This window comes from Nocardioides sp. TRM66260-LWL (assembly GCF_020075545.1).
GTDB lineage: Bacteria > Actinomycetota > Actinomycetes > Propionibacteriales > Nocardioidaceae > Nocardioides.
The window spans coordinates 143,217-156,899 of the sequence record NZ_JAIQZK010000003.1; the positions used below are offsets into that span (position 1 = coordinate 143,217).

The 13,683-nt window shown below is 74.2% G+C and carries 16 protein-coding genes; 10 read left to right on the forward strand and 6 right to left on the reverse strand.

What is annotated here, in order from left to right; genetic code table 11:
• The first annotated feature begins 50 nt into the window (after positions 1-50).
• On the forward strand, positions 51-1,637 hold the full coding sequence (locus K8Z61_RS09960; RefSeq protein WP_224129040.1) for a long-chain fatty acid--CoA ligase: 1,587 nt from the start codon (positions 51-53) through the stop codon (positions 1,635-1,637).
• A gap of 81 nt (positions 1,638-1,718) precedes the next feature.
• Here K8Z61_RS09960 and K8Z61_RS09965 read toward each other — a convergent pair whose 3' ends face one another.
• On the reverse strand, positions 1,719-2,225 hold the full coding sequence (locus K8Z61_RS09965; RefSeq protein WP_224129042.1) for a general stress protein: 507 nt from the start codon (positions 2,223-2,225) through the stop codon (positions 1,719-1,721).
• A gap of 132 nt (positions 2,226-2,357) precedes the next feature.
• On the opposite strand from K8Z61_RS09965, the gene K8Z61_RS09970 reads away from it, so the two are divergent.
• The 4 genes from K8Z61_RS09970 (at position 2,358) to K8Z61_RS09985 (ending at position 4,061) form a co-directional block, all read left to right on the forward strand.
• Positions 2,358-2,573: a hypothetical protein gene (locus K8Z61_RS09970; protein WP_224129044.1), complete on the forward strand. Its 216-nt coding sequence runs from the start codon at positions 2,358-2,360 to the stop codon at positions 2,571-2,573.
• A gap of 80 nt (positions 2,574-2,653) precedes the next feature.
• A complete protein-coding gene (gene purS, locus K8Z61_RS09975) occupies positions 2,654-2,896 on the forward strand; it encodes a phosphoribosylformylglycinamidine synthase subunit PurS (RefSeq protein WP_224129046.1) in 243 nt (80 codons plus the stop codon).
• On the forward strand, positions 2,893-3,579 hold the full coding sequence (gene purQ / locus K8Z61_RS09980) for a phosphoribosylformylglycinamidine synthase subunit PurQ (RefSeq protein ID WP_224129048.1): 687 nt from the start codon (positions 2,893-2,895) through the stop codon (positions 3,577-3,579). The genes purS and purQ overlap by 4 nt, the downstream gene beginning before the upstream one ends.
• Positions 3,576-4,061 (forward strand): DUF3817 domain-containing protein, encoded by a 486-nt coding sequence (locus K8Z61_RS09985; RefSeq protein WP_224129049.1) that lies wholly within the window; start codon positions 3,576-3,578, stop codon positions 4,059-4,061. The genes purQ and K8Z61_RS09985 overlap by 4 nt, the downstream gene beginning before the upstream one ends.
• A gap of 12 nt (positions 4,062-4,073) precedes the next feature.
• Here K8Z61_RS09985 and K8Z61_RS09990 read toward each other — a convergent pair whose 3' ends face one another.
• A complete protein-coding gene (locus K8Z61_RS09990) occupies positions 4,074-5,489 on the reverse strand; it encodes a glycoside hydrolase domain-containing protein (RefSeq protein WP_224129050.1) in 1,416 nt (471 codons plus the stop codon).
• A gap of 100 nt (positions 5,490-5,589) precedes the next feature.
• The gene (locus tag K8Z61_RS09995) at positions 5,590-7,062 is read right to left on the reverse strand and encodes an MFS transporter (protein ID WP_224129051.1); all 1,473 of its coding nucleotides are present in this window, start codon (positions 7,060-7,062) and stop codon (positions 5,590-5,592) included.
• Positions 7,063-7,186: 124 nt separating this feature from the next.
• On the opposite strand from K8Z61_RS09995, the gene K8Z61_RS10000 reads away from it, so the two are divergent.
• The 4 genes from K8Z61_RS10000 to K8Z61_RS10015 all read left to right on the forward strand — a co-directional run bounded on the left by K8Z61_RS10000 (position 7,187) and on the right by K8Z61_RS10015 (position 11,421).
• A complete protein-coding gene (locus tag K8Z61_RS10000) occupies positions 7,187-7,738 on the forward strand; it encodes a TetR/AcrR family transcriptional regulator (protein WP_224129052.1) in 552 nt (183 codons plus the stop codon).
• Between the two features lie 116 nt (positions 7,739-7,854).
• Positions 7,855-10,128 (forward strand): phosphoribosylformylglycinamidine synthase subunit PurL, encoded by a 2,274-nt coding sequence (gene purL / locus K8Z61_RS10005; protein WP_224129053.1) that lies wholly within the window; start codon positions 7,855-7,857, stop codon positions 10,126-10,128.
• A gap of 43 nt (positions 10,129-10,171) precedes the next feature.
• Entirely contained in the window at positions 10,172-11,026 is an 855-nt protein-coding gene (locus K8Z61_RS10010) for a prolyl oligopeptidase family serine peptidase (protein WP_308116769.1), read from the forward strand.
• A complete protein-coding gene (locus K8Z61_RS10015) occupies positions 11,026-11,421 on the forward strand; it encodes a sterol carrier family protein (protein ID WP_224129054.1) in 396 nt (131 codons plus the stop codon). Before K8Z61_RS10010 ends, K8Z61_RS10015 begins: the two co-directional genes overlap by 1 nt.
• Here K8Z61_RS10015 and K8Z61_RS10020 read toward each other — a convergent pair.
• Together K8Z61_RS10020 and K8Z61_RS10025 are read right to left on the reverse strand one after the other, a co-directional pair.
• Entirely contained in the window at positions 11,367-11,936 is a 570-nt protein-coding gene (locus K8Z61_RS10020; RefSeq protein WP_224129055.1) for a TetR/AcrR family transcriptional regulator, read from the reverse strand. The two genes, K8Z61_RS10015 and K8Z61_RS10020, sit on opposite strands and share 55 nt — an antisense overlap.
• Before the next feature lie 155 nt (positions 11,937-12,091).
• On the reverse strand, positions 12,092-12,745 hold the full coding sequence (locus tag K8Z61_RS10025; protein WP_224129057.1) for a TetR/AcrR family transcriptional regulator: 654 nt from the start codon (positions 12,743-12,745) through the stop codon (positions 12,092-12,094).
• Between the two features lie 92 nt (positions 12,746-12,837).
• Here K8Z61_RS10025 and K8Z61_RS10030 point away from each other — a divergent pair, with 92 nt between their 5' ends.
• A complete protein-coding gene (locus K8Z61_RS10030; RefSeq protein ID WP_224129059.1) occupies positions 12,838-13,215 on the forward strand; it encodes an STAS domain-containing protein in 378 nt (125 codons plus the stop codon).
• Here the strand turns inward: K8Z61_RS10030 and K8Z61_RS10035 are convergent, their stop codons facing one another.
• Entirely contained in the window at positions 13,216-13,596 is a 381-nt protein-coding gene (locus K8Z61_RS10035; RefSeq protein ID WP_224129061.1) for a response regulator, read from the reverse strand.
• Between the last annotated feature and the right edge of the window lie 87 nt (positions 13,597-13,683).

Consider the following 13,683-nt stretch of genomic DNA (forward strand, 5'->3'; position numbering starts at 1 on the left):
AGGGACGCCGGTTAGGTTGGCCGCACCAACACCTGAGTGACGGAGGCCACGTGACCGCGTACAACCTGTCCAGCCTGCTGGAGGACAGCGCCCGATCGAACCCCGAGCGCACCGCCATCGTGTTCGGCGACACCCGGCTCGACTACGCGCAGGTCGACGCGCTGGCCAGCCAGGTCGCCAACCTGCTCGCCTCCCGCGGCGTCGGGCACGGCGACAAGGTGGCGCTCAGCTGCGTCAACATCCCGTGGTTCACGATCGCCTACTACGGCATCCTCAAGGCCGGCGCGGCGGTCGTCCCGCTGAACGTCCTGCTCAAGGGCCGCGAGATCGCCTACCACCTGCGCGACTCCGACGCGAAGGCCTACCTCTGCTTCCAGGGCACCCCCGAGCTGCCGCTCGGCGCCGAGGGCTTCGCCGGGTTCGGCGAGGTCGGGGGCTGCGAGCACTTCTTCCTGATCACCGCCGACCCCGCCGCGGCGTCCCCGATCGAGGGCGCCGAGACGCTGGGCTCGGCGCTGGCCGGCCAGGCCCCGACCTTCGAGACCGTGGCCACCGACGAGGACGACACCGCGGTCATCCTGTACACCTCCGGCACCACCGGCCAGCCCAAGGGCGCCGAGCTGCGCCACCGGAACATGCGCGACAACGCCCTGGTCAGCGCCGACACCTTCGGCGCCAGCACCGAGCGTCCCGACACCTACCTGTGCGTGCTGCCGCTCTTCCACTCCTTCGGCCAGACGGCCGTGCAGAACACCGGCTTCGCCTTCGGCGGCACCGTCGTCATGCTGCCGCGGTTCGAGGCCGAGCCCGCGCTGCGGCTCATGCTGCGCGAGTCGGTCACCTTCTTCGCCGGCGTGCCGACGATGTACTGGGGCCTGCTCAACGCGCTCAGCGAGGCCGAGAAGGCCGGCGACCACTCGATCGACGTCGCGACGATCAAGGCCAACCTGCGGGTCGCGGTCGCCGGCGGCTCGGCCCTGCCGGTCGAGGTGCACAAGGCGTTCGAGCGCCGCTTCGGCGTCACGATCCTCGAGGGCTACGGCCTCTCGGAGACCTCGCCCGTCGCGTCCTTCTCGCCGTGGGGCCAGCCGGTGCGCGTCGGCTCCATCGGCACGCCGATCCCCGGCGTCGAGATGGAGCTGCTGCAGGCCGACTCCTGGGAGCCGATCGAGTGGAGCGAGGACGCCGTCGGCGAGATCGCGATCCGCGGCCACAACGTCATGAAGGGCTACTACGGCCGCCCCGAGGCCACCGCCGAGGCGATCAGCCCCGACGGCTGGTTCCGCTCCGGCGACCTCGCCCGACGCGACGCCGACGGCTGGTACTACATCGTCGACCGCTCCAAGGACATGATCATCCGCGGCGGCTTCAACGTGTACCCGCGCGAGATCGAGGAGGTGCTCCTGACGCACCCCGCCGTCTCGCTCGCCGCCGTCATCGGCGTGCCGCACGAGAGCCACGGCGAGGAGATCAAGGCGTACGTCATCCTCGAGCCCGGCGCCGAGGCCACGGCCGAGGAGATCGTCGCCTGGGGCAAGGAGCAGATGGCCGCCTACAAGTACCCGCGGATGGTCGAGATCGTGCCGAGCCTGCCGATGACGGCGACCGGCAAGATCCTCAAGCGCGAGCTCTCCTGACGCCCGGCCCCTGCGCCTGACGCGCCACGGCCCCGCACCCGATCCGGGTGCGGGGCCGTGGTGCGTCGCGGGCCGTGCGGCTCAGGCGAACGGCTCGGTGAGCGCGCCGGGCAGCTGGCTGAGGGTCTGTCGCGCCTGGGCGGCGACCTTGTGCTCGACCAGCACCTCGTAGCGCGTCGCGACGACCTGGGTGACCGAGGAGAAGTCGCGCTGGCCGCGGGTCATGGCGTAGCCGACCAGGGCGAAGATCATGCCGAACAGCGCGCCGAGCACCAGGGTGGAGCCGATCGTCGCCAGGGCGCTCTCGCCGTCGGTGAAGACGCTGAACAGCACGCCGAGCAGCAGGCCGAGCCACAGGCCCGAGGCGATGCCGCTCATCGCGACCCGCCCGGTGGTGAGCCGGCCGGTGATCCGCTCGATCCGCTTGAGGTCGGTGCCGACAATCATGCAGTGCTGCACCGGGAAGTGCTGGTCGGAGAGGAAGTCGACCGCTCGCTGCGCCGCCGCGTAGTCGTCGTAGACCGCGAGCGACTGCGGCCACTCCAGGCGGAGCGGGGACGTGGGGCGGGACGGGCTCGACATGCTCATGCCTCCAGTGTGCCGCGCGATCGGTCGCGATCGGGTCCCCCGACTGTGCACCTGCTGAGGGTCCCCTGATTCGTTCCTGGGACGGGCCCGTGGACCCTGGGCGACGGGCGCGCGTCCGGGCACCCTGGGGTCATGAGCGACTCCGAGCCGTCCGCCCGTCCGGCCGCGTCCCGCCGCCGCCGCACCGTCATGGTCACCGCCGGGCTGTGCGCGTCGGCGAGCGTCATGGCCGCCATGCTGGTCAGCCAGGACGACGCCCGCTCCGGGCCGGACGCCGCCGACGCGCAGACGACCTCGGCGGTGGCGCCGGTGGCCGACGTCGACGACGGTCCCGAGGCGGACGCCTGAGCGCGTCCGCCCCCGCGTCCGCCCCTAGACTCGTCCCGCCGGAACCACCCAGGCCGCCAGGCCCACCCGAGGAGCGCCCCGTGCCCCGAGTCGTCGTCGACGTCATGCCCAAGCCCGAGATCCTCGACCCGCAGGGGAAGGCCGTGCTCGGCGCCCTGCCGCGGCTGGGGTTCAGCGGCGTCACCGAGGTCCGCCAGGGCAAGCGGTTCGAGCTCGAGGTCGCGCACGTCGACGACGCGGTGCTCGCCGAGGTCGAGAAGATGGCCGAGACGCTGCTCTCCAACCCGGTCATCGAGGACTACCGCGTGCGGGTCGAGTCGTGAGGGTCGGCGTCGTCACCTTCCCGGGCTCGCTGGACGACGTCGACGCGCGGCGCGCCGTGCGGCTTGGCGACCACGAGGCCGTGGCGCTGTGGCACGGCGAGCACGACCTTCGGGGCGTCGACGCGGTGATCCTGCCCGGCGGGTTCTCCTACGGCGACTACCTGCGCTGCGGCGCGATCTCCCGGTTCTCCCCGGTGATGACCGAGGTGATCGCCGCCGCCGAGCGCGGCATGCCGGTGCTCGGCATCTGCAACGGCTTCCAGATCCTCTGCGAGTCCCACCTGCTGCCCGGTGCGCTCATCCGCAACGACCACCGGCACTTCGTCTGCCGCGACCAGCGTCTGCGGATCGAGAGCACCGACACCCCGTGGACGCGCGCCTACGCGCCCGGCCAGGAGATCACCGTCGTGCTCAAGAACGGCGAGGGCGGCTACGTCGCCGACGAGGCGACGCTCGACCGGCTCGAGGGGGAGGGGCAGGTCGTGGCCCGCTACCTCGAGCTCAACCCGAACGGCTCGATGCGCGACATCGCCGGCGTGCGCAACGCCCGCGGCAACGTCGTCGGCCTGATGCCCCACCCGGAGCACTCGGTCGAGGAGCTCACCGGCTCCGGCACCGACGGCCTCGGCTTCTTCACCGGCCTCGCCGGCTGGGTCGGCGTCGCGGAGGCGGTGCTGTCGTGAGCGCCGAGGCGCCCGCCCGGACCCTGCCGAGCCCGCTGGTCTGGTTCCGACGCATCGCGACGGCCGAGGCGATCACCTGGGCCCTGCTGCTCGCCGGCATGGTGCTCAAGTACTCCGGCGTCACCGAGCTCGGCGTGCGCGTGTTCGGGCTCGTGCACGGCGTCGTGTTCATCGGCTTCTGCCTGACCGTCCTGCTCGTCGCGGTCGACCAGCGCTGGCCGGCGGGGCGTGTCCTGCTCGGCCTGGCGTCCTCGATCCCGCCGTTCGCGACCATCTGGTTCGACCGCCGGGCCGAGCGCCTCGGTCACCTGGCCGGCGCGTGGCGTCTGCTCGGCGAGCCCGCGAGCCGGTCGGCCCGTCCGGCCGAGCGCCTCGCCGGCTGGCTGCTGCGCCACCCCGGCCGCGGCGTCGCGGTGGGCGTCGCGGCGGTGGCCGTGCTCACCGTCGTCGCGCTGGTCGTCGGCCCGCCGTTCCAGAAGTAGTCCGGGCGGGCGTCAGGAGCGCAGGCCGCGCTGCAGCGCCCGCCACATCGCGGGGCTGACGACGCCGGTGCGCGAGGCGCCGATCCGCTTCTGGTACGAGCGCAGCGCGGTCTCGGTGGCCTGGTCGAAGACCCCGGTGACGGGCAGTCGGTAGGCGCTGCTCGAGGCGTCGAGCGCACGCTGGACGCGGCGCACGGCGGCGCTGCCGCTGCCGACCTTGAGCTGACGCTGGGTGCCGCGCGTCAGCAGGCTCATCCAGTCCTCGCGGGTGACCACGGGCTGCCGGCGGTGGCGCACCGAGCCCTGCCACGCGTTCAGCGCGGTCGCGAACGTCCGCGACCAGCGGCCGTTGAGCGACGCGCGGTAGAGCCCGGCCTCCTTCAGCAGGCACTGGGCGGCCCTCATCCGGGTCGGCGACGGGGTCGTCGTCGCGCCGTTCGAGGAGCGGCTGGGGGCGGACAGCGCCGGGTAGTCGGTGAAGTCGATCCGCGTGCCGTCGCAATGGTCGCGCTCGGCTGCGGCGCGGGTGCCGCGACCGAGGTCGAGCCAGTTGCGGTCGATGTTGATGGTGACGCCGCCCCACGTCTCGTCGTGGCCGCCCTGGTACTGCTTGACGCGGCGGCGCGGCGTCCAGCCGTCGGCGCGCAGGTACTGCGGCTCGACGCGGCTGTTCGCCCCGCCGTCCCAGCGCGCGACCCAGATCTGGTCGGGCAGGGTGATCAGGCCGGGACGCTGCGCGCGGACGTCGTCGAGCATCTTGATGCCCGAGCCGGCGCTGGAGTAGAAGCCGGAGACGTAGCCGAGGTCGTGCAGGCGGTCGGTCCAGCCGCCGAGGAAGCGCAGGGACGACTCGCGGCAGGCCGTCTTGCCGATGTCGAAGGCCTCGAGGTCGTAGAAGATCGTGCTGCCGCGGACGATCCCGAGCCGCCCGGCGGCGGCGACGGCGTCCTCGGCCTCGGCCCGGCCCTGGGCACGTGCCTTCGCGTACGTGGCGCCGGTGCCCTTGACCGGCGAGATGACGACGTCGTCGCGGTAGCGCGGGAAGCGTGGGTTGCACGAGGCCTGCGGGCCGAGCGTGATCGGCAGGATCCGCCAGCCGGTGCGCAGCTGGGTGGAGACCCAGGTCGGCGTCAGGTTCGGCTGCTCGCGGCAGCCGCGGGAGTCCCCGGAGAGGTAGACGCCCACCGCCATGAACGGCGAGGAGGCCCACCAGGCGTCCATCGCCCTCTGGCTTGGCGTGTGGCACTGGTCGAAGCCGTAGCCGGTGAGGCTGCCCGGCGTCACGGGGTTGGGCCGGGTGGTCGCCGCGGCGAGGTCGGCGCCGCCGGGCGTCGAGTCCGGGAGCCCGACGGCGAGGCCGCCCAGCCCGAGCAGGCCGACGGCGAGGGCGCCGGAGAGCCGGCGGAGGACGGTGACCCGAGGACGCATGCGGGCATCTGATCACACGGGTCACACCCGTCACAGCAGGACGCCGGAACTACAGACATGTAGTTCCGGCGCCCGGTTCGTGCAGGTCAGGAGCGTGCTGTCAGGCCGCCTCGGTCGCCAGCGCGTCCGCCGGCGCGGTCGGGGCGAGGTCGGCGACCGGGTGCGTCGTGCGAGCGCGACGCTCGGCCCGCAGCAGTGCGACGGCGCCGAGGACGGCGACCGCGCCGAGCGCCGCCGCGGTGAGGAACGCGGCCGCGAGCCCCGGCACGATCTGCCCGGGCACGGCACCGGCCGCGTAGACCGAGACGATCGCCGCGACGCCGATCGCGCCGCCCAGCTGCTGCATGGTCTGCAGCAGGCCGGAGGCCGCGCCGGCGTGCTCGGGCTCCACGCCGAGCAGCACCGTGCGGGTGATCGGCATGAACATCAGCCCGGCGCCGAGGCCGTTGAGCAGCATCGGCACCAGCACCGCCGGCGCGTAGGCGGAGCCGGCGTCGAGCCGGCTGAGCAGCAGGTAGCTGGCCGTCACCGACAGGCTGCCGGCGAGCAGCAGCGGACCGGCGCCGATGCGCTCGACGAGCCGCGGGGTGATCCGGCTGACGGCGAAGATCGAGAGGCTCAGCGGGAGGAACGCCAGGCCCGTCTCGACCGGGCCGAGACCGAGCACCCCCTCGTCGAACTGCACCACCAGGAAGAACACCGCCAGCTGGCCGGCCATCAGCATCGCCATCATCGCCAGCGCGGCGACCCGGCGGCGGTCGCGCAGCAGGGCCGGCTGGATGATCGGGTGGGCGATGCGGGTCTCGGTGCGCGCCAGGACGGCGACCAGCGCGGCCCCCAGGGCGAGCCCGCCCAGGGTGCGGGCCGACGTCCAGCCCTGCTCGGGGGCGCCGATGAGCGACCACACGACCGCCACGGCGCCGAGGGTGGCGGTCGTGGCGCCGACGACGTCGAAGCGGCCCGGGCGGCGCGGGGTCTCGCTCACGACCCGCCCGACGAGCACGAGCACGGCCAGCCCGATCGGCACGTTGATGAACAGCGTCCAGCGCCAGGACCCCAGGTCGGTGACCACGCCGCCGAGCAGCAGGCCCAGGGAGGCGCCGCCCGAGGAGACGGCCGCGAACAGCGCGAAGGCCCGCGAGCGCGCGGCGTCGTCCGGAGCGCTGGTGGTGAGCAGGGCCAGGACGCTCGGCGCGGCCAGCGCCGCGCCGACGCCCTGGGCGGCCCGGGCGGCGACGAGCTCGCCCGGGCTCTGGGCGAGACCGCCGAGCAGGGAGGCGAGGGTGAAGAGGGCCAGGCCGACGGTGAAGAGCCGGCGGCGGCCCAGCACGTCGCCGAGGCGACCGCCGAGGAGCAGCAGCCCGCCGAAGGCGAGGGTGTAGCCGTTGAGCACCCAGGAGAGGGACGCGGGGCCGAAGCCGAGGTCGGTGCCGATGTGCGGCAGGGCGACGTTCACGACAGTGGCGTCGAGCACCAGCATCAGCTGGGCGACGAGGACGACGGCGATGCCCGTGGCGGCGCGGGTGGCGCCGTCGGGCAGGTCGACCGGGAGGTCTCGGGAGTGAGCAGACATGCCAGGGGTGTCCTGTTCTGGCCGGGGCGGCCGACGTAGACTTCGAGAAGCGGAGATCTCCTCCGCATCGAGAAGGACAATACGGAGACAGTCTCCGTTTAGCAACCCGGACCGGAGGTGTCCCATGCGCGCGGACGCGCTGCGCAACCGGACGCGCATCATCGACACCGCACGCGAGGTCTTCCGCGAGCAGGGCTACGACGCCTCGCTCGACGAGATCGCCAAGCGCGCCGGCGTCGGCGCCGGCACCCTCTACCGCCACTTCCCGACCCGCGACGCGCTGCTCGACGCGATCATGCAGACCTGGGTCGACCGCGTGGAGGAGGCCGCCGAGAAGGCGCTGGCCTTCGAGGGCCCGCCGCGCGAGCTGCTCCTCGGCTGGTTCGACGTCTACGTCGGGCTGATCAGCCTGCACCGGGGCGGGCCGGCCAAGATCACCTCGGCCCTCGGCGACCCCGACTCGCCGATCCGCACCAAGTGCGAGGTGCTCACCGGGGCCTTCGAGCGCGTCATGCAACGCCTGCGCGACGCCGACGCGCTGCGCGAGGGCGTCGACACCGTGCAGGCCGCCCGGCTCGTCGGCGGCGTCGCGACCGTCGCGGACGACGGTGGGCTCGACGCTGCGGCAGTGCGTCCGCTGCTGGTGGTCGTCGCCGACGGCCTGCTGCGGGCCTGAGCCCTCCCCGGCACGTTCCCGGCCACCCCCGGCCGCCACGCAGCCGCTCGGACGCCGGCGTCCCGCGGCCCGGCGTCGGGTCACCGGACGCCACGGGTCACCGATAGATTGCAGCCGTGCTGGACACCGTCGCCGTCGCCGCCTCCGATCCCGACCGCGAGCAGCCCTGGGCCGATCTCGGCCTCAAGGCCGACGAGTACGAGCGGATCCGCGAGATCCTCGGCCGCCGGCCCACCAGCTCCGAGCTCGCGATGTACTCGGTGATGTGGAGCGAGCACTGCTCCTACAAGTCCTCCAAGGTGCACCTCAAGCAGTTCTCGGAGATCCCGCAGGAGACCCCCATCGGTCCGATGCTCGCCGGCATCGGCGAGAACGCCGGCGTCATCGACATCGGCCAGGGCTACGCGGTGAGCTTCAAGGTCGAGTCGCACAACCACCCCAGCTACGTCGAGCCGTACCAGGGCGCGGCCACCGGCGTCGGCGGCATCGTGCGCGACATCATCGCGATGGGTGCGCGTCCGGTCGCGGTGATGGACCCCCTGCGCTTCGGCCCGCTCGACGCCCCCGACACCCACCGCGTGCTGCCGGGCATCGTCGCCGGGGTCGGCGGCTACGGCAACTGCCTGGGCCTGCCCAACATCGGCGGCGAGGCCGTCTTCGACGAGACCTACCTCGGCAACCCGCTGGTCAACGCGCTCTGCGTCGGCGTGCTCCGGCACGAGGACCTCCACCTGGCCAAGGCCAGCGGCGTCGGCAACCAGGTCGTGCTCTACGGCGCCCGCACCGGCGGCGACGGCATCGGCGGCGTCTCCGTGCTCGCCTCGGAGACCTTCTCCGAGGACGGCCCCGCCAAGCGCCCCAGCGTGCAGGTCGGCGACCCGTTCATGGAGAAGCTGCTCATCGAGTGCACGCTGGAGATCTTCGCCGCGGGCCTGGTCGCCGGCATCCAGGACCTCGGCGGCGCGGGCCTCTCCTGCGCCACCTCCGAGCTGGCCAGCGCCGGCGACGGCGGCATGCGGGTCGACCTCGACCGCGTCCCGCTGCGCGACTCCCGGCTGGCTCCCGAGGAGATCCTCATGAGCGAGAGCCAGGAGCGGATGATGGCCGTCGTCGAGCCCGGCGACGTCGAGGCCTTCCTGGCCATCTGCGCGAAGTGGGAGGTCGACGCCGTCGTCATCGGCGAGGTCACCGACACCGGCCGGCTCGAGATCGACTGGCACGGCGAGCGGGTCGTCGACGTGCCGCCGCGCTCGGTGGCCCACGACGGTCCGACCTACCACCGTCCCCTCGCCCGGCCGGCGGCCCAGGACGCCCTCCAGGCCGACGCCGCCGAGGCGCTGCCCCGCCCGTCCAGCGGCGCGGAGCTCGAGGACACCCTGCTCCGGCTCGCGGCCTCGCCGAACCTGTGCGACAAGTCGTGGATCACCGACCAGTACGACCGGTACGTGCAGGGCAACACCGTGCTGGCCCAGCCCAGCGACAGCGGCATGGTGCGGGTCGACGAGGAGACCCACCTCGGCGTCGCCGTCTCCACCGACTGCAACGGCCGCTTCGCGCGCCTGGACCCCTACGAGGGCGCGCGGCTCGCGCTCGCCGAGTCGTACCGCAACGTCGCCACCGGCGGGGCGCAGCCGCTGGCGATCTCCGACTGCCTCAACTTCGGCTCCCCGGAGGACCCCGGCGTCATGTGGCAGTTCGCCGAGGCCTGCCGCGGCCTCAAGGACGGCTGCCTCGAGCTCGGCGTGCCGGTCACCGGCGGCAACGTCTCGCTCTACAACCAGACCGGCGACACCGCGATCCTGCCCACCCCCGTCGTCGCCGTGCTCGGCGTCATCGACGACGTTCGCCGCCGCACGCCGTCGGCCTGGTCGGCCGCCGGCGAGACGATCGTCCTGCTCGGCGAGACCCGCGAGGAGCTCTCCGGCTCCGAGTGGGCCCACGTCGTCCACGGCCACCTCGGCGGCCGCCCGCCGCGCGTCGACCTCGCCGCCGAGAAGGCGCTGGCGTCGCTGCTGCGCGCCGCCGGGCCCGAGCGGGGCCTGCTCACCGCCGCCCACGACCTCTCCGACGGCGGTCTCGCCCAGGCGCTGGTCGAGGCGGGGCTGCGGCACATGGTCGGCGCCGAGGTCGACCTCGCGTCGGTGGCGGGCGGGGACGCCTTCCTCGCGCTCTTCGCCGAGTCGGCCGGACGCGTGCTCGTCACCGTCGCCGACGACGACCGCGACGCCCTGCTCGCGCTCGCCGCCGACCACGGCGTCCCGGCCGCGGCGATCGGCCGCACCGGCGGCGACTCGCTGGTCGTCGCGAACGGCGAGGACGCGCTCTTCGCGACGCCGCTGCTCGAGGTGCGCTCGCGCTGGATGGCGACGCTGCCGGCGGCGCTGGCCTGACGGAGGCCCATCCGGCCCGGCGCCCCGCGTCGAACCCCTGGGCGTGCGTCGTCGTAGCCTGCTGACCCTGCCCGCCCTCGGCCTCGCGGCGCTCGCCGCGGCCTGCGGGGTGGGCTCGAGGAGGGAGACCGCCATGGACGCGCCCAGCGACGACGCCGTCACCCGCCGCATCCCCTACGGCACCGACCCCAGCCAGTTCGGCGACCTCTACCTGCCCGGCGGCACGCCGCGCGGCCTGGTCGTGGTCGTCCACGGCGGGTTCTGGCGCAGCGAGTACGGCCTCGACCTCGGCGCGCCGCTGGCCCGCTCGCTGGTCGGCCGCGGCTGGGCGGCGTGGAACGTCGAGTACCGCCGCGTCGGCGGCGGCACCGGCGGGGGCGGCGGCACGCCCCAGACCTTCGACGACGTCGCCGCCGCGCTGGCCGCCGTCGCCGACCTCGACCCGGCGCTCGCGGGCCTCGACGTCGTCGTCGGGCTCGGCCACTCCGCCGGCGGACACCTCGTCACCTGGGCCGGCGGCCGCGGCGGCGGCGGGGTGCTCACGCACGTGATCTCGCAGGCCGGCGTCGTCGACCTGGCCTCGGCTGCGTCCGAGCGGCTCGGCGGGGGCGCGGTGCAGGCGCTGCTCGGCCACCCCTACGGCCCCGGCGACGCCCGCTGGGACCCGATCGCCCAGGTGCCGCTGGACGTGCCGGTGTGGTGCGTGCACGGCGGCGACGACGACATCGTGCCGCCCAGTCAGTCCGAGGCCTACGTCGCGGCGGCCACCGAGGCGGGCGCGCGCGCCGAGCTGGTGCGGGTCGACGGCGACCACTTCGCGGTCATCGACCCGGGCTCCTCGGCCTGGGCCCGCACGCTGGAGGTCCTCGAGGGCATCGCGCCCGGGGGCGGGGCCTGATGCCGGCGCGGCTGCGGCCCGCCGATCCCGCCGACGTCGCCGCCGCGCTCGCGCGGCACCGTGCGGGCGCCGCCGAGCGGGCCGACCTGCGGCTGCTCGTCAAGCACGTCCTGGCGGTGCTCGAGACCCGGGCGCCCGGACGCTCGGTGGAGGTGCGCGTGCCGCCGTACGCCGCCGTCCAGATCATCGAGGGCGTGCGCCACACCCGTGGCACCCCGCCGGCGGTCGTCGAGACCGACGCCGCGACGCTGATCGCGCTGGCCACCGGCGAGCTCGACTGGGCCGACGCCGAGGAGTCGCGCGCGGTGCGCGCGAGCGGCGAGCGCGCCGACCTGACGCCCTACCTGCCGATCCTGCCCGGCCCCGCGCCGGAGAGCAGGATGAGCGCCTCGTAGCGGTCCATCAGCCGCTCGAGCTCGGCGAGGTCGGTGACGTCGCGGGCCTGCTGGAAGCCCACCAGCACGGTGAGGCCGACCAGGGCGAGGTCGTCGGCGTCGGCGCCCGGGGCCACCGCGGAGATCGCCGAGCGGAGCACCGTCAGCCGCTCCTCGTCGACGCTCGCCTGCGCCTCGGCCACCGCGGCGTCCCGCAGGGCCCAGGAGCGTACGCGCGCCTCGAAGGCGTGGGGGAGGCCCACGGCGGTGCGCTTGAGCACCGCGATGGCGTCCTCGGCCGACTCCAGGTCGAGCAGGGCGTCGGCCACCTGCCGGGTCGTCTCCTGGCGCCAGGCGGCGAGCACGTCGCGCAGCAGCACGCCGAGCCCGTCGTAGTGGTGGTAGAAGGAGCCGGTGGTGACGCCGAGGCGCTCGCACACGCGTCCGACCTTGAGCCCGTCGGGACCCACCTCGGCGATGAGCTCCATGGCCGCGCGCACGAAGTCGTCGCGATCACGGCGGGGTGCGGGCACCACGGGTCCTCCTGTCCTGGACGGAGGTGGGAGCCTACGTCGGTGCACACATGTGCGCTGATCTCCCGAGGGGTGGTGGCAGCCTCGCACGGACCTCGCCCGCCCGCCCATCGCGGCGGCCGCCCGGCCGGGTGAGCCGACGGCGGGGGAGAATGCGCTCAGGCGAGGAAGCGCGGGCTCACCGCGTCGGCCGCGGCGGAGATGTGCTCGACGAGCGTGTCGACGTCGACGCCGATCAGCCCGGAGCGCCAGGCGAGCACCACCTCGACGAATCCGCCGATGCCCACGAGCACGCCGACCCGGAGCGCCGTCTCGTCGACGTCGGCGCGCAGGCGCGGCCGGAGCAGGTCGATCAGCAGGTCGCAGGTGAGCTGGATGGTCTCGCGGCGTCGCTGCTCGAGGAGGACGCTGCCCGCGTGGTCGCCGAAGAGGATCTGCGCCTCGGCCGGGTCGTCGGCGATCTCGTGCAGCACCCGCTCGAGCACGTGCCGCAGCTGGGCGTCGGGATCCTCGCTCGCGTGGGACGCGATCGCCTCGACGAGAGTGGCGAAGGTGCGCTCGCGGACGACGTCCCACACCGCGGCGAGCAGCTCCTCCCGATCGCGGAACGACTCGTAGAAGTAGCGGTCGGTGAGCCCGGCGCGGGCGCACACCCCGCGCATCGTGACCGCCGCCCAGCCCTGCTCGCGCCAGGTCTCCCGCGCGGCGGCGACCAGCGCGGCGCGCCGCTCGGTGCGGCGCTCCTCGGCGCTCTTGCCCCCGTAGCGACGGGTCGAGGCGGCCGGGCGGGAGGGACGAGACGCCGGGCACACGGCGTCAGTCTCGCAGGGGGCGGGCGACGTCCGGGCGTCCCCGCGGTGAAAAGGGGTGAGGCGGGTTCGGCGGGAGCGGATAGGGTCCGAACATGTTCGCGATCTCTGTCCTGGACGAGGGCGGCCGCTCGGTCATCGTCTGCCGCGGCGAGGTCGACCTCGTCAGCACCGCCGAGTTCCGCACGGTGATCGGTGAGCAGATCATCGAGGGCCGGGTCAACCTGGTCGTCGACCTCTCCGAGGTCTCCTTCCTCGACTCCTCCGGCCTCGGCGCCCTGGTGGCGGCCCGTCGCAAGGCGCGCGCGTTCAAGGGCAGCCTCGTCCTGGTCGCGGCGCACCCCACCGTGCTGCGGCTGCTGCGCGTCACCGCGCTCGACCGGGTCTTCGCCGTGCACCCGACGCGCGAGGCCGCGCTGGCGGCCCCGATCCCGTCGTCGACCGCCGAGGTCGACGTGCCCGAGCCGGCCTGATCAGGCGGGGTCGGCCTGCCGGCTGACCAGCTCCCCGACCTCGCGGGAGAGGTCGCCCAGGCCGAACGGCTTGGTCATGTAGCGGTCCGCGCCCGCGGCGAGGCCGCCCTCGACGTCCTGCTCCTGCGCCAGGGCCGTGACCATCAGGATGCGCAGGCCCGCCAGGCCCGGCTCGGCCCGGCACCGCTCGACGACCTCGAGCCCGGTCAGCGCCGGCATCGAGTTGTCCAGGATCGCCAGGTCGAACCCGCCGGCGCGCAGCGCCTCCCAGGCGGCCTGGCCGTCGGTGACGGCCTCGAGGTCGTGGCCGTCGCGACGCAGCCGCATGACGATGAGCAGACGGATGTCCTCGTCGTCGTCGGCGATGAGGATCCGGGCCACGACCTCAGGCTAGCCGTCCGGCGCCGCCACCCTCCGGGGTGGTCTGGGAAGGATGTGGGGACGATGACTTCTCTTCGGGCGCGGATC

Excerpts from the sequence above, each read along its gene's own strand:
- K8Z61_RS09965 (WP_224129042.1), bottom strand. The coding sequence starts at position 2,225 with ATGAGCATGTCGAGCCCGTCCCGCCCCACGTCCCCGCTCCGCCTGGAG.
- K8Z61_RS09970 (WP_224129044.1), top strand. The coding sequence starts at position 2,358 with ATGAGCGACTCCGAGCCGTCCGCCCGTCCGGCCGCGTCCCGCCGCCGC.
- K8Z61_RS09990 (WP_224129050.1), bottom strand. The coding sequence starts at position 5,489 with ATGCGTCCTCGGGTCACCGTCCTCCGCCGGCTCTCCGGCGCCCTCGCC.
- K8Z61_RS09995 (WP_224129051.1), bottom strand. The coding sequence starts at position 7,062 with ATGTCTGCTCACTCCCGAGACCTCCCGGTCGACCTGCCCGACGGCGCC.
- K8Z61_RS10000 (WP_224129052.1), top strand. The coding sequence starts at position 7,187 with ATGCGCGCGGACGCGCTGCGCAACCGGACGCGCATCATCGACACCGCA.
- K8Z61_RS10015 (WP_224129054.1), top strand. The coding sequence starts at position 11,026 with ATGCCGGCGCGGCTGCGGCCCGCCGATCCCGCCGACGTCGCCGCCGCG.
- K8Z61_RS10030 (WP_224129059.1), top strand. The coding sequence starts at position 12,838 with ATGTTCGCGATCTCTGTCCTGGACGAGGGCGGCCGCTCGGTCATCGTC.